This is a genomic window from Mesorhizobium sp. LCM 4577, from assembly GCF_001854795.2.
GTDB lineage: Bacteria > Pseudomonadota > Alphaproteobacteria > Rhizobiales > Rhizobiaceae > Mesorhizobium > Mesorhizobium plurifarium.
In genome coordinates this window covers 53,422-66,059 of record NZ_MDDU01000008.1, presented here as the reverse complement: position 1 = coordinate 66,059, position 12,638 = coordinate 53,422, and the positions used below count along the sequence as shown (strand labels likewise).

Below are 12,638 nucleotides of genomic sequence, written 5' to 3'. Positions count from 1 at the left end.
TCCATCAGTCAAGCCTGAAAGTTGAAGGGGACCTAGTCCCGCAGACTGAAGACGAAGGGCGCGGTGCGGGTGACGCGCGCGCCGAGTTCGGCGGGCGGCGCCGGCACCGAAGCGCCCTGCAAGGCGCCGAGGGCCGCGCGGTCGAGATCGCCGTCGCCCGAGGATCGCGCCAGCCGGGCCGAGACCACCCTGCCTGACGTATCGACCGTGAAGGTCACGCTCGGCGTGCCCTCGGCCCGCCTGGAGCGCGCCGCGCTCGGATAGCGGGTGTGCCGCCTGATCCATGCCGCCAGGCTGGAATTCCAGCGCGACGGGCTGACGCTCGAGCGCGGCGCCGCGTTCGAGGACTGTGGCGCCGCGGCCTTCGCCGCTGCCTTGGCGTCGATGCTGGCGGTGGTCGTCGCCTTGGGTGGGGGCGCCTTTTCCTTCTTGACCCGTTCCTTCGGTTTTTCGACCGGTTTCTTCTCGGCCTTCTTCCGCGGTTCGGCCGGCTTTTTCGCCTTCACCTCGGCTTCCACCGGTTTCGGCTGCGGCAGCGGAATGACGACGTCCGGCGCGACCGCCTCGACAGGATCGGGCACGACCTCGTCCAGCGGCGGCTGCTCGCTCAGCGCGGCAACCGCCGCTGGAGGGGCCTGCTCAGCCTCTTGCGTGTCGTCGAGTGGCTGTTCGGCGACAGGCTCTGCCTGCTCTATTGCAGGCCCGGGATCGGTCACCGGCTGCAGGTCGGCAGGTTTTTCCGTCTCCTCCGCCGTATCGGGCGGCTCCGGTGTCAGCGTGTCCAGCATGGCCGTCTCTTCCGGCGCGGCGGGCGCGACGGTCAGCGGCGCCATCTCGACCGCCAGCGCCGGCGGCGGCCCGCCATCGGGCATGTCGGCGAAACTCAAATTCTGCACCGCATAGGCGACGGCCACATGCGCGGCCAGGATGATCGCGGCCGCGCTCGTCCACAGGCCGGCCTCACGCGCGCCGAAGCGCGGCTGGGAAACGCGGGAAAGAGTGGCGACCGTCATGGCGCCGCGCTTCCGACTGGCGCGGGGGAGGGGTTGGCGCCGGCGGCGGGCATTCCAGGCGCGGCCTGCCCGCCGCCGCCGGTGGTTTCGAGGCCGACGAGCGCGACCTTGAGGTAGCCGGCGGCGCGCAAAAGGTTCATCACCTCCATCAGGTCGCCATAGCCGACTTTTCTGTCGGCGCGCAGGAAGATGCGCGTCTGCCTGTCGCCCTTGGTGCGGGTGTCGAGCACGCCGGCGAAGGCCGGACGCGGCACGCTGTCATTGCCGATCGCCAGCGAGAGGTCGCTTTTCAGCGTCAGGAACAAAGGCGTCTCGGGTCGCGGCGCCGGCGTCGCCGTCGATCCGGGCAGGTCGACATTGACATCGACGGTCGCGAGCGGCGCCGCGACCATAAAGATGATCAGAAGCACCAGGATGACGTCGATGAACGGCGTGACATTGATGTCGTGGGCCTCCTCGAGGTCGTCGCCGACAGTCTCGCGAATGCGCGCCGCCATCGCCGCTACTCCGCCGCCATCGCGGCTGCCGGCGGCACCGTGCGGAAATCGAGGTCGCGGCTGACCAGCCGCTCGACGCCGGCGGAGGCGTCGGCGAGGATCTGCCTGTAGCCGGCTATCGAGCGCGCGAAGACATTGTAGATGACGACCGCCGGAATGGCCGCGACAAGGCCCATCGCGGTCGCAAGCAGCGCCTCGGCGATGCCGGGCGCCACGACGGCGAGGTTGGTGGTCTGCGCCTGCGAGATGCCGATGAAGGCGTTCATGATGCCCCAAACGGTCCCGAACAGGCCGACGAAGGGCGCCGTCGAGCCGATGGTGGCGAGCAGGCCGGTGCCGCGCGACATGCGCCGGGAAGCGGCCGCCTCGATGCGCGAAAGCCTGGAGGCGACGCGCTCCTTCAGTCCGTCGCCGGAGGCGTGATCGAGCGCGCCGGCCGAAAGCGCCCGTTCTTCTTCCGCCGCCCGCACCAGCAGCGCGCCCGGGCCGCCGCTGTGGCCGAGTTCCCGGCGAGCCTGCATCAGCGTCGCGGCATTGCCGATCGCATCGGCGGCGCGGCGCGCCCTCAGCTTGCCGCCGAAGACTTCCAGCGATTTGGCGAGCCAGATCGTCCAGGTGACGAGGGACGCGAAGGCCAGCCCGACCATCACCGCCTTCACGACGATATCGGCATTCATGAACATGYCCCAGGGCGACAGGTCATGCGGCAGCGCCAGCGCGATGGAAGGCTCCTCGCTCGTGGCGGCGGGCGCTTGCGCCGCTGGCGTTTGCGGGGCTGGGACGGCCGGTACCTGCGGTGCCGGGGCCTGCTCGACCGGAGCCTGCATGGCGGGTGCCACCGGCTGCCGCGCTGGCTGCTCCTGCGCCTTGGCGATGCCGGCCGAAAGAATGAGGGACGCGGCCAGCGCCGCGAAAAGATCGTTCCGGGACAAGGCTCGTCCTCGCTTCATCATCGCAATGCGGTGGCCGCCGTGCATACCATACAGACGCCAAGCGGCCATGCCGGTTGACTATGAAACATGACATTACGAGTCAACTATAAAGATGACTATGGGTCTCAACAATTCACGATGCGCCGATGCCCGCCTGGCTACGCTGCGGGCCTGGACCGCAGGTCGGTTGCCGGGCACGATGCGCATGGAGCAACCAATTTTGGTTTGTGCGCCATCGCGGACGGAAAAACCGCTATGCACTTTTCCTGGAATTGCTTGAAAGCAGGCGGCCGATGATCAAGGCGATACCCTTCGACTTTCCCTATTACGGCAGGCTGGAACCGCAGCATACGGCGCTGCTGGCGATCGACCTACAGGAGGATTTCCTGTCGCCGACCGGGTACTTCGCCAGGAAAGGCTACGATCCTTCGCCGCTGCGAGCCATCCTGCCGGCGGTCAACCGGCTGATCGGCGCGGCGCGAGCCGCCGGGCTCACCATCATCCACACCAGGCAGGGCTACCGCGCCGACATGGCCGACATGACGCCTTACGAAAAATGGCGCCGCAAGCGGGCCGGCCTCGACGGCACCGATGTCCTGTTGCGCTCCGGCCCGGGCTTCCAGATCTCCGCCGACATCGACGTGGCGCCGCAGGACATCATCATCGACAAGACCTGCAACAGCGCCTTCACCTATACGGATCTGGAGCTCGTTCTGCGGGCCAGGGGCATCACGCATCTGATGTTCACCGGCTGCACGACGGATGTGTGCGTGCACACCACGTTGCGCGAGGCCTGCGACCGCAACTTCCAGTGCCTGACGATTTCGGACGCCTGCGCCAGCGGCGACCGATATGCGCATGAAGCCGCGCTGCATATGGTCACGGTCGAGGACGGCGTCTTCGGCGCGCTGGCGGACTCGGAGGCGGTCATCGCCGCGTTGCGGCAGCTCGCGGGTGCGGCGCGCTGAAGATATCGGCGTCACCCGGGTCACCGAGTTCCGGCCAGCCGATATCCTTGCGGATGTCGAGCGGCAGTAGATAAAGCGTCCGTGCCGCCCGGTAGCGGGCACGGGTTGCTGAATAGTTGGTCGCGATGCGACCGATGGATGACAGGATCGACATTTGCTTCTCCCTTGGCTGATGCCGGTGTTTTGCAAACCCAGCACCCGCCAAGACGAAGGACGGATGCGTTTCGGAACGGTGAGCAGAAATTTTTTCCCGACCGACGTTCGAAATGTCCCGAGGCGGCGCCTCCGCCGGGCCAAATTCATTGCCCGCCAAAAAATTTTCGTCCTGCCGTTCCGTTTCCGGTTCCGGCTTCGTCTTGAGGGTCGTAACAGGTGGGAGAGCCGCGAGGGCCTCCGCCATCAGGACAAACGGAGCCAAGCCATGTCGACCACAGTGACCCTGATCAACATCTTCACCGCCAAGCCGGGCAAGCAGCAGGAACTCGCCAAGACGCTTGCCGAGGGCACGCGGAACTTCTTCAGCAAGCAGCCGGGCTCGCTGTCGTCGTCGGTGGTCGTCGGCGGCGACGGCAGCAAGGTCGCCAACATCTCGCAATGGCGTTCGTCGGAGGACATCGCGGCCTTCCGCAGCGACCCGCGCTTCGCCGATTACATGAAGAGCATCGTCGAGCTCGCCGCCGGCGAGAGCATGATGGGCCGCACGACCTATTCCCATACGGGCGGTGTTGAAAACTGAAGCAATTCCAGGAAAAGTGCGCAGCGGTTTTCCGTCAGGAATTGCGTCAAACAAAGGTAGAGGACGCGTGACCGGTTCGCAGGATCAGTCCGTTGCGGCGACCGAAACCAGGCTTCGCGCCTTCGAGCGCGAGGCTGCCGGCCTAAGGGCCAAGCTGCATCGCTACGCTTCGCGCATGGTCGGTTCGGTCATCGATGGCGAAGACATCGTGCAGGAAGCCTTGGCCAAAGGCTTTGTGGCGATCAGGAATGGCGACATGCCCGACAGGACCGAACCCTGGCTTTTTCGCATCGCGCACAATGCGGCGCTGGATTTCCTGCGCAAGCGGGCCCGCTCGCGTGGGCGCGAAAGCGAGGTCGAGCTCGACACGATCGCCGACGAGAATTCGGTGCTGGACGCGCGCATCGCCGCCGAGGCGAGCCTGGCCGAATTGATGCAATTGCCGCCGGCGCAACGGTGCGCGGTCGTGCTGAAAGACGTGCTTGGAAACAGCCTGCATGAGATCGGCGAGATCCTCGAAACCTCCGACACGGCAATCAAGGGTGCGCTGCAGCGGGGCCGCGAGAGCCTGCGCAAGCTTACGGCCGCGCCACGTACGGTATCACCCCGCCCGACGCTCGACCGGGACGAAGTCCGCCGCCTCGGCGACTATGTGGCTGCCTTCAACGCCAGGGATTTTGACGTTTTGCGCGGGCTTTTGGCCGAGGACGTCAAGCTGGAGCTGGTCAACCGCTTGCGCGCCGACGGCAAGGCATATGTCGGCAATTATTTCGGCCGCTATGCCGACGAAACGCATTGGCATTTCACGACCGGCCTTGTCGAAGGCCGGCCCGCCATCCTCGTCACCAGTCCGGAGCGTCCGGACGGGCCGCCGCGCTACTTCATCCTCATCGATTGGGAGAACGGCCGGATCGCCGGCATCCGCGACTTCCTGTTCGCGGACTACGTGATGGATGGCCTGGATTACTCCGATGTGAAGTGACTTCTGGGCATCGTGCTAAAGCGCGTCGCGATCTTTCAGATTCGCTCCATGCGCTTTAGGTTTTTTTGATTTTGCGCATGTCTTTATCCCGAAACCGGTTCCCACTTTCGGGAGACATGCTTTAGCCCGCGCGGTGCTCGGCAAAGGAGGTCGCGGCAAACGCACCCGGTTGCGGGATCTCCACCTCGCGGCGCGCCAGGGAATTGGCGACCAGCGTGATCGTCTCGCGCCCGATGCGGGCAATCTCACCTGGACGGTCGATGCCTCCGATCATGAACTCCTCGATGCCGAGCGCGGCATAGGGCAAAAGCGCCAGGGCAATCCGCGCCGGCGGCCCGGCGATCTCGACCGCCTTGTGGTCAGGGGGTCCGCTCCAGCCATCCGCGTGGATACGCACCGGCAGCGCGAAGCGCAGCCTGCCGCCGCGGCCATGTTCCGCCGCGGCGCCACGCGCACGCTCCATCAACTGCCGCACCTCGTCGGGCGAGCCGGCAGCCAGCTCGAAGACATCGGCATGCTTGCCGGCGACCTTCAGCGCGGTGCCCGACTGGCCCCCAAGCCGGATGACGAGATCGGCGCCATGCGGGCCCTTGCGCGGCACGAAACCGCCGCGGACACTATAGAAGGCGCCTTCATGGTCGAAGGGCCTGTCGTTCGACCACAGGCGCTTCAGCAGCACCAGATATTCGTCGATGCGCTGCCACACGACGCCGTGGCCGACCGGCCGCGCCTCGGCATCGCTGTCTTCCAGCGGCTCGCTTAGCATGCGCAGCGACAGGCGGCCGCCGCCTCTGCGATCGAGCGCCGCGAGCTGCCTTGCCGCCACCGTCGGCTCGATCACGCCGGCCCAATGCGTCAGCACCACCTCAAGCGAGCCGGTGCGGTCCAGCGTCTGCGCGGCGATGTCCATATTGGTGAGCAATCCGGCCGGATCGTCCACCACCAGCTTGCGAAAGCCGGCATCCTCGATCAGCGACAATTTGGTCGCGGTTTCGGCGAAATCGTAGAAGAAGCTGCCATTGGCAGGCTTTCCGGGAACATGCGTGAACTCGATCGGCATTGCCATCTCCTCCATCACGTCGGCTTGCCCCGCTCCAAAACCTTTTTGAACCAAATCCAAGACGCGGACGCGCAAAGACGCCCCGGCGCTCGGCCAGTTTTCCACTCCGGTTACTCAACTCAGATTGTTTGACGGCGGGTCTCGGCCCGCCTTGGGTCAGGGGATCAGCCCCAGGATCACCGCGCCGGTGAACACGAATGCAAGCGCGAAGACGAGATAGGCGAAGGTGCCGCCATAGGCGGGCCTCCAGCTCTGGTCGGCTGTCAGCCTCTGCCCCTTGCGGGCGGTCTGAGCGTTCTGGATATAGGACATATCGGCCTCCGTCGCGGCCATTAATCTATAAAGTTAGTAGACTTTGTCGATTGCTATTTTCGAGCAGTTTCTGGAACGAATTTTTTAAAACAGGACAGATCGTGGTTTTTCATACTCGCGATGCAGGCGATGCAGCCGATGTGGGAACATAGGCAATCTGGCCGAGCGGCCTGAAAATCGAGCGTTTTCGCGGCGTTCACAGGCACAATGTCCAATCGCTCGAACGCTCTTGGCCGCCTCGCGCATGACGGATAGCATCGCTTGGGCCGATATGGGCGGCACTGAAGGAGCAAAAAGAATGGGTGGAAGGCTGGCGGGCAAGGTCGCCATCATCTCGGGCGGCGCGACGGGCATGGGCGGGGCGGCGTCGGAGCTGTTCGCCGCCGAGGGCGCCAAGGTGGCGATCATCGACCGCAATGGCGAGGCGGCCGGCAAGACCGCGGCGGCGATCCGTGCGCGGGGCCATGTCGCGGAGCATTTCGTGGCCGACGTTTCGGACGAGGCGCAGGTCGAAGCGGCGGTGAAGGCGGCGGCGAATAAGCTTGGTCCGGTCACGGTGCTGTTCAACCATGCCGGCACGATCGTCATCAAACCATTCCTGGAGACGAGCCTGCAGGAATGGGACTGGCTGCATGCCGTCAACGTTCGCTCGATGTTCCTGATGACCCGCGCCGTGCTGCCCGGCATGATCGCCGCCGGCGGCGGCTCGATCGTCTGCACCTCGTCGATCTCGGCCGTGGCGGCGACGCCGAACGAAGTGCTCTATGACACCACCAAGGGCGCCTGCCACATGTTCGCGCGCGCCATTGCGGTGGAATTCCGCGACCGAAACATCCGCTGCAACGCCGTCTGCCCCGGCTTCATCCGCACGCCGCACGGCCTGCGCGAGGTCGCCGATCTCGGCAAGCTCGGCGTCGATGTTTCCGACGCCGCCATGGCCGCGCAGCAGGGCCGCATCGGCGAGCCGGAGGAAGTGGCGAAGGCGGCGCTGTTCCTGGCCAGCGACGAATCGAGCTTCGTCAACGGCGCACATCTGTTCGTGGACAACGCGTTCACGGCGATCTGAGGCTTTTTCCTCGCCCCACGAAAGTGGGGAGAGGTGGCTCGGCGAAGCCGAGACGGAGAGGGGAATGGCTCGGCCTTAGCGAGGGTCGGCTGGAAATCACCAGCGCCGCTGGCCCCTCTCCGGCCGCTTCGCGGCCACCTCTCCCCGCTTTGCGGGGCGAGGAAATTACCGCTCCTCCCTCCGGAACGGCTTCAGCAGCGCCGAGGGCGCCACCGCGTTGCGCGACATGATGGCCATGGCGACGATGGTGAAGATGAAGGGCAGCATCAGGAAGGCTTCGTAGGGGATGTGGCCGAGGCCGCTCGCCTGCATCCTGAGCTGCAGCGCGTCGACGAAGGCGAAGAGCAGCGCCGCGCCCGCCGAGCGCCAGGGATCCCAGCGGCCGAACACGACCAAGGCGATCGCCACCCAGCCGCGCCCGGAGACCACGCCGAAGGTGAAGGCGTTGAACTGCGCCATGGTGAGGAAGGCGCCGGCAAGCCCCATCAGCGCGCCTCCGAGGATCACCGCCTGGAAGCGCGTGGCGATCACACTGACGCCGGCCGAGTCCGCCGCGCGCGGGTTCTCGCCGACCATGCGCACCGACAGGCCCCAGGGCGTGCGGTAGAGCACGAAAGCGGCGAGCGGGACGGCGATGATCGCCAGATAGACCAGCGTGAACTGGTTGAACACCGCAGGCCCGAGCACCGGAATGTCGGCCAGCAGCGGGATCGGCACGGGCTTGAAGCCGTCGATGCTCGGCGGCACCGATTGCTGGCCGAAGATCAGCCGGTAGAGGAAATATGCAAGGCCGGATGAGAACAAAGTCACCCCGATGCCGCAGACATGCTGGCTGAGCCCCAGCGCCACGGTGAACAGCGCATGCAGCGCGCCCATGAGGGCTCCGACAAGCACGGCCACCAGCACGCCCAGCCACAGGCTGCCGCTCAGGCTGGCGGCGGTGAAGCCCGCCATCGCCGAAAGCAGCATGATGCCCTCGATGCCGAGATTGAGCACGCCGGCACGCTCGGAAAACATTTCGCCCAGCGTCGCGAAGGCCAAGGGCGTGGCAATGCGGATGATGGCGGCGAGGAAGCCGACCTGGAAGATCTGCTCGAACACCGCGCTCATGTCTGCGCTCCCACGCGGCGGATGCGGTAAGCGGTGAAGAGCAGCGCCACCAGCATGGAAAGCAATGCGGTTCCCTGAATAACGTCGCTGAGGAAAGCCGGCACGCCGGTGGCGCGCGACATCGCCTCGGCCCCGGTCATGACGGCGGCAAGGAAGAGCGCCGCCGGCACGACGCCGAGCGGGTTGAGCCGGGCCAGCATCGCGACGACGATGCCTGAATAGCCGTAGCCCGGCGAGATGTCGCTCATCACCTGGAAGTGCACGCCGCCCACTTCGCCGACGCCGGCCAGGCCCGCCAGCGCGCCGGAAAGCAGCGCGGTGGAGAGGAGCACGCGCTGCACGTTGATGCCGCCATAGCGGGCTGCTTCCGGATTCTCGCCGGTGACGCGGATGCGGAAGCCGAGCGTGGTGCGCGCGATCAGGAACCAGCAGAGCGGCGCCGCGATCAGCGCGACGAAGACGCCGAGATGCAGTCGCGTGCCTTCGATCAGCACGGGGAAATTGGCCGAATCCTCGATCGGCGGCGAGATCGGGTAACCGGAGAAGGTGTCTTTCCAAGGCCCCTCGATCAGCGCCATCAGCGCGTAGTAGATGACCGAGTTGAGCAGCAAAGAGCTCACCACGTCGTCGACCTTGAACTTGACTCTGAGCGTCGCCGGAACCAGCGCGACGAGAGCGCCGGCGGCGGCGCCCACCAGCGCCATCAACAGCATGGCGAGATCGCCCGGCATCGGGATCGCGCCGACGAAGCAGCTCGCCACCGCGCCGGCCAGCAACTGGCCCTCGGCGCCGATGTTCCAGAATTTGGCGCGGAAGGCGATCGCCACCGCGAGGCCGGTGAAGATCATCGGGGCGGCGCGCACCAGTGTTTCGGTGATGGCGTAGCTGTCGCCGAGCGAGGCGGACAGCATCACGCCATAGGCCTCGATGACGCCGGCGCCGGCTACGGCGATGAGCCCACTGCAGAGCACCAGCGTAACGGCGATCGCGATGAGCGGGAGGGCCAGATTGAACCAGGCGGGCGTCGAGGTGCGGGCTTCGAGGCGAAACATCAGGCTGCCTCCTCGGTGTGCCCGGCGCCGGTCATCATCAGGCCGAGCCTTGCGATGGTGGCATCGGCGCTGGGAAGCGTGCCGGCGATGCGGCCCTCATACATCACGGCGATGCGATCCGAGAGCATCAGCAACTCCTCGAGGTCCTCGCCGACGACGATGATGCCGCAGCCTCTGGCGCGCATGGCGAGGAATTTCTCATGAATGAAACGGGCGGCGCCGATGTCGAGGCCGCGTGTCGGCTGCGAGACGATCAGCACTTTCGGATCGAAGGCGAGCTCACGCGCCAGCAGCGCTTTCTGCAGATTGCCGCCGGACAGCGCGCCGGCGCGTACCATCGGGCCGGGGCAGCGAATGTCATAGGCCTTGATCTGTTCCTCGGCGAAGGCGCGGATGGCGGCCGGGTTGAGCAGGCCCTTGCGGCTGAAGGCTTCGGTGCCGATGCGCGGCAACACCATGGAGTCGGCCAAAGGCAGGTTGGTCACCAGGCCGGTCGTCATCCGGTCCTCCGGAATGCGGCCGAGGCCGAGCGCCTGCAGTTCGTGCGGCGAGAATTGCGCAACCGTTTTGCCGGCTATCGTCATCGTGCCGGCCCTGGGCGCCAGCATGCCGGAAATGACGTCGGCCAGCGCGCGCTGACCATTGCCGGAGACACCGGCTATGCCGAGGATCTCGCCGGCGCGGACGAAAAGCGAGACGTCGCGCAGCGGCGTGCCGGCATGGCCCGAGGTGGAGATGCCGTCGAGCGTCAGCACCGAAGCGCCAGGTGTTGAGGCTTCCCTGACCGGCGGGACGATTTCGTGGCCGCACATCAGCTTCGCCATCTCGGCCGAGGTCGTTTGCGCCGGATGATCGACGCGGCCGGCGACCTTGCCGTGGCGCAGCACGACGCAGCGATGGGTGAGCGCACGGACCTCGTTGAGCTTGTGCGAGATGAAGATGATACCCAGTCCTTGCGCCGCCATCGAGCGCAGGGCGGCGAACAGGCCGTCGACCTCCGAAGGCGCCAGCACCGCCGTCGGCTCGTCGAGGATCAAAAGCTTCGCGCCGCGAAACAGCGCCTTGATGATTTCCAGCCGCTGCTGCTCGCCGACCGACAGCGCCGAAACAGGCAGGTTCGGATCGAGGCTCAGCCCGTACTGCCGGCCGATCTCGGTGAGCCGCGCCAGCCCGCCGGCGCGGTCGATCCGGCCCGACTTGCCAGGAATGCCGATCAGGAGGTTCTCCAGCACCGTGAGGCGCGGCGCGAGGTGAAAATGCTGGTGCACCATGCCGATGCCGGCGGCGAGCGCATCGGCGGAATTATGGATGGAGACAGGCTTGCCCTCGACCATGATCTCGCCCGCATCCGGCGCATAGGCGCCGAACAGCACGTTCATCAGCGTCGTCTTGCCGGCGCCGTTCTCGCCCAGCAGGCCGAGGATCTCGCCGGGCGCGACGCTGAGGTCGACGGCCTCGTTCGCCTTGACGGCGCCGAAGCTCTTGGTGATGCCGCGCATTTCGATGAGTGGGGCGGACAAGGGTGAATCCTGGTTTTGCTATCGGGCGAAGGGCAGCGCGAGGCCCCCCTCTCTGGCCTGCCGGCCATCTCCCCCTCAAGGGGGGAGATCAGATGTCACGCCGGCTTTCGCCAACTTTCAACGTTGAAAGGATCGAGCGCCGTCGACGGAACTGCCAATCTCCCCCCTTGAGGGGGAGATGTCCGGCAGGACAGAGAGGGGGGCCTCGCGCCACCCCTCAATGGCATCAATCCGAAACCGGCGTGTTCTCGTCGACGTCGACGCGGAAATTGCCTTCGAGGATCTCGGCCTTCTTCTTCTCGACCAGGTCCTTGACCTCCGCCGGCAGCGTCTTGTCGAATTTGTGGTAGGGCGCGAGATAGGAGCCGCCCTTAGCCATGCGCGAGAAATCGCCATAGTCCTGCGCGGTGAAGACGCCGGCCTTGACGAGCTTGATCGCCTGCTCGACCGTCGGGTACATGTCCCACACCGGGCCGGTGATGACCGTATCCGGCCCGAGGCTCGACTGGTCGGACATGTTGGAGATGGCATAGATCTTCTTCTCGACCGCCGCTTCGATGACGCCGAAGCGCTCGGCGTAGATGACGTCGACGCCGGCATCGATCTGCGCCACCGCCGCTTCCTTGGCCTTGGGGGGATCGAAGAACGAGCCGATGAAAGCGACCTTCTTCTTGACGTTGGGATTGACTTCCTTGGCGCCGGCAAAGAAGGCGTTGACCAGCCGGTTCACTTCCGGGATGCCCATTGCCGCGACCGCGCCGACCGTGCCCGACTTCGACATTTTTCCGGCGATCATGCCGGAAAGATAGGCGGGCTCGTGGATCCAGTTGTCGAAGACACCGAAATTGGGTTCGGCCGGGCCGGCGCCGGAGCCGAACAGCCAGGCCGTTTTCGGGAACTGCTTGGCCGTGCGGCGCGATTCGCGCTCGGCGGCAAAAGCGTCGCCCAACACCAGCTGGTAGCCCCCTTGAGCATATTCGCGCATCACGCGGCTGAAGTCGGCGGTCTGCACCTTCTCCGACCACTTGTAGTCGATACCCAGCTCTTTCTGCGCCTTCAGCAAGGCGACATGGATCTGGTTGTCCCATGGTTCCTCGATCGGCGTGGCGAAGATCGCCGCCACCTTCAGCTTCTTGTCCTTGGCGAAGGCCGCGCCGGGCAGCGCCGCCGCCGCGAGGCCGAGCGCGCCGAGTTCCAGCACGCTGCGCCGCGACAGGCCGGCGCGTTGCGTTTTGCTATGGTCGTTTTCCATTGAAGTGCCCCTCTGTTCGACAGCCGTGTCGAGCCGGCCGTTCCAAAAATGTCAGACGCACAGGACTATGGAACGGCGCCTGAGATTTGTCCACATGGTCAAATTTGGTGAGTGGTCGCTGTGTAGAAGCCGGGAACG

At 65.8% G+C, this 12,638-nt stretch carries 14 protein-coding genes; 4 read left to right on the top strand and 10 right to left on the bottom strand.

The window, feature by feature from the left end:
- Positions 1-32 precede the first annotated feature (32 nt).
- The 3 genes from LCM4577_RS12590 to exbB are packed head-to-tail and all read right to left on the bottom strand — an operon-like array spanning position 33 to position 2,442.
- On the bottom strand, positions 33-1,013 hold the full coding sequence (locus tag LCM4577_RS12590) for an energy transducer TonB (protein WP_071071455.1): 981 nt from the start codon (positions 1,011-1,013) through the stop codon (positions 33-35).
- Positions 1,010-1,510: a TonB system transport protein ExbD gene (exbD, locus tag LCM4577_RS12585; protein ID WP_071071453.1), complete on the bottom strand. Its 501-nt coding sequence runs from the start codon at positions 1,508-1,510 to the stop codon at positions 1,010-1,012. The genes LCM4577_RS12590 and exbD overlap by 4 nt, the downstream gene beginning before the upstream one ends.
- A gap of 5 nt (positions 1,511-1,515) precedes the next feature.
- Complete coding sequence (gene exbB / locus LCM4577_RS12580) at positions 1,516-2,442, bottom strand: tonB-system energizer ExbB (protein ID WP_071071451.1); 927 nt, start codon at positions 2,440-2,442, stop codon at positions 1,516-1,518.
- A gap of 293 nt (positions 2,443-2,735) precedes the next feature.
- Between exbB and LCM4577_RS12575 the strand changes: the two genes are divergently transcribed.
- The gene (locus LCM4577_RS12575; RefSeq protein ID WP_071031132.1) at positions 2,736-3,410 is read left to right on the top strand and encodes a cysteine hydrolase family protein; all 675 of its coding nucleotides are present in this window, start codon (positions 2,736-2,738) and stop codon (positions 3,408-3,410) included.
- Here LCM4577_RS12575 and LCM4577_RS12570 read toward each other — a convergent pair.
- A complete protein-coding gene (locus tag LCM4577_RS12570) occupies positions 3,370-3,564 on the bottom strand; it encodes a hypothetical protein (RefSeq protein WP_071071449.1) in 195 nt (64 codons plus the stop codon). The genes LCM4577_RS12575 and LCM4577_RS12570 overlap by 41 nt on opposite strands.
- 267 nt (positions 3,565-3,831) lie before the next feature.
- Here LCM4577_RS12570 and LCM4577_RS12565 point away from each other — a divergent pair, with 267 nt between their 5' ends.
- Entirely contained in the window at positions 3,832-4,146 is a 315-nt protein-coding gene (locus LCM4577_RS12565; RefSeq protein WP_052458320.1) for an antibiotic biosynthesis monooxygenase, read from the top strand.
- Between the two features lie 67 nt (positions 4,147-4,213).
- The gene (locus tag LCM4577_RS12560) at positions 4,214-5,128 is read left to right on the top strand and encodes a sigma-70 family RNA polymerase sigma factor (RefSeq protein ID WP_071071447.1); all 915 of its coding nucleotides are present in this window, start codon (positions 4,214-4,216) and stop codon (positions 5,126-5,128) included.
- Positions 5,129-5,249: 121 nt separating this feature from the next.
- On the opposite strand, the gene LCM4577_RS12555 is transcribed toward LCM4577_RS12560, so the two are convergent.
- Together LCM4577_RS12555 and LCM4577_RS12550 are read right to left on the bottom strand one after the other, a co-directional pair.
- Positions 5,250-6,188 (bottom strand): LLM class flavin-dependent oxidoreductase, encoded by a 939-nt coding sequence (locus LCM4577_RS12555; RefSeq protein ID WP_071071557.1) that lies wholly within the window; start codon positions 6,186-6,188, stop codon positions 5,250-5,252.
- 156 nt (positions 6,189-6,344) lie between these two features.
- Positions 6,345-6,500, bottom strand: coding sequence for a hypothetical protein (locus tag LCM4577_RS12550; RefSeq protein WP_116390047.1), 156 nt, complete (start codon positions 6,498-6,500; stop codon positions 6,345-6,347).
- A gap of 298 nt (positions 6,501-6,798) precedes the next feature.
- Here LCM4577_RS12550 and LCM4577_RS12545 point away from each other — a divergent pair, with 298 nt between their 5' ends.
- A complete protein-coding gene (locus LCM4577_RS12545; RefSeq protein ID WP_071031095.1) occupies positions 6,799-7,566 on the top strand; it encodes an SDR family NAD(P)-dependent oxidoreductase in 768 nt (255 codons plus the stop codon).
- Between the two features lie 165 nt (positions 7,567-7,731).
- Here LCM4577_RS12545 and LCM4577_RS12540 read toward each other — a convergent pair whose 3' ends face one another.
- From LCM4577_RS12540 to LCM4577_RS12525, 4 genes are all read right to left on the bottom strand, one after another.
- Complete coding sequence (locus LCM4577_RS12540; RefSeq protein WP_071031097.1) at positions 7,732-8,676, bottom strand: ABC transporter permease; 945 nt, start codon at positions 8,674-8,676, stop codon at positions 7,732-7,734.
- A complete protein-coding gene (locus LCM4577_RS12535; protein ID WP_071031099.1) occupies positions 8,673-9,728 on the bottom strand; it encodes an ABC transporter permease in 1,056 nt (351 codons plus the stop codon). The genes LCM4577_RS12540 and LCM4577_RS12535 overlap by 4 nt, the downstream gene beginning before the upstream one ends.
- Complete coding sequence (locus tag LCM4577_RS12530) at positions 9,728-11,248, bottom strand: ABC transporter ATP-binding protein (RefSeq protein ID WP_083354707.1); 1,521 nt, start codon at positions 11,246-11,248, stop codon at positions 9,728-9,730. The genes LCM4577_RS12535 and LCM4577_RS12530 overlap by 1 nt, the downstream gene beginning before the upstream one ends.
- Positions 11,249-11,474: 226 nt before the next feature.
- Positions 11,475-12,500, bottom strand: coding sequence for a BMP family protein (locus LCM4577_RS12525; protein WP_041002849.1), 1,026 nt, complete (start codon positions 12,498-12,500; stop codon positions 11,475-11,477).
- Positions 12,501-12,638 lie beyond the last annotated feature (138 nt).

What these genes read in the sequence shown, in the direction of transcription:
- exbD (WP_071071453.1), bottom strand. Translation starts at nt 1,510, where the DNA reads ATGGCGGCGCGCATTCGCGAGACTGTCGGCGACGACCTCGAGGAGGCC.
- LCM4577_RS12590 (WP_071071455.1), bottom strand. Translation starts at nt 1,013, where the DNA reads ATGACGGTCGCCACTCTTTCCCGCGTTTCCCAGCCGCGCTTCGGCGCG.
- LCM4577_RS12525 (WP_041002849.1), bottom strand. Translation starts at nt 12,500, where the DNA reads ATGGAAAACGACCATAGCAAAACGCAACGCGCCGGCCTGTCGCGGCGC.
- LCM4577_RS12575 (WP_071031132.1), top strand. Translation starts at nt 2,736, where the DNA reads ATGATCAAGGCGATACCCTTCGACTTTCCCTATTACGGCAGGCTGGAA.
- LCM4577_RS12555 (WP_071071557.1), bottom strand. Translation starts at nt 6,188, where the DNA reads ATGCCGATCGAGTTCACGCATGTTCCCGGAAAGCCTGCCAATGGCAGC.
- LCM4577_RS12565 (WP_052458320.1), top strand. Translation starts at nt 3,832, where the DNA reads ATGTCGACCACAGTGACCCTGATCAACATCTTCACCGCCAAGCCGGGC.
- LCM4577_RS12545 (WP_071031095.1), top strand. Translation starts at nt 6,799, where the DNA reads ATGGGTGGAAGGCTGGCGGGCAAGGTCGCCATCATCTCGGGCGGCGCG.
- LCM4577_RS12540 (WP_071031097.1), bottom strand. Translation starts at nt 8,676, where the DNA reads ATGAGCGCGGTGTTCGAGCAGATCTTCCAGGTCGGCTTCCTCGCCGCC.
- LCM4577_RS12535 (WP_071031099.1), bottom strand. Translation starts at nt 9,728, where the DNA reads ATGTTTCGCCTCGAAGCCCGCACCTCGACGCCCGCCTGGTTCAATCTG.
- LCM4577_RS12570 (WP_071071449.1), bottom strand. Translation starts at nt 3,564, where the DNA reads ATGTCGATCCTGTCATCCATCGGTCGCATCGCGACCAACTATTCAGCA.
- LCM4577_RS12550 (WP_116390047.1), bottom strand. Translation starts at nt 6,500, where the DNA reads ATGTCCTATATCCAGAACGCTCAGACCGCCCGCAAGGGGCAGAGGCTG.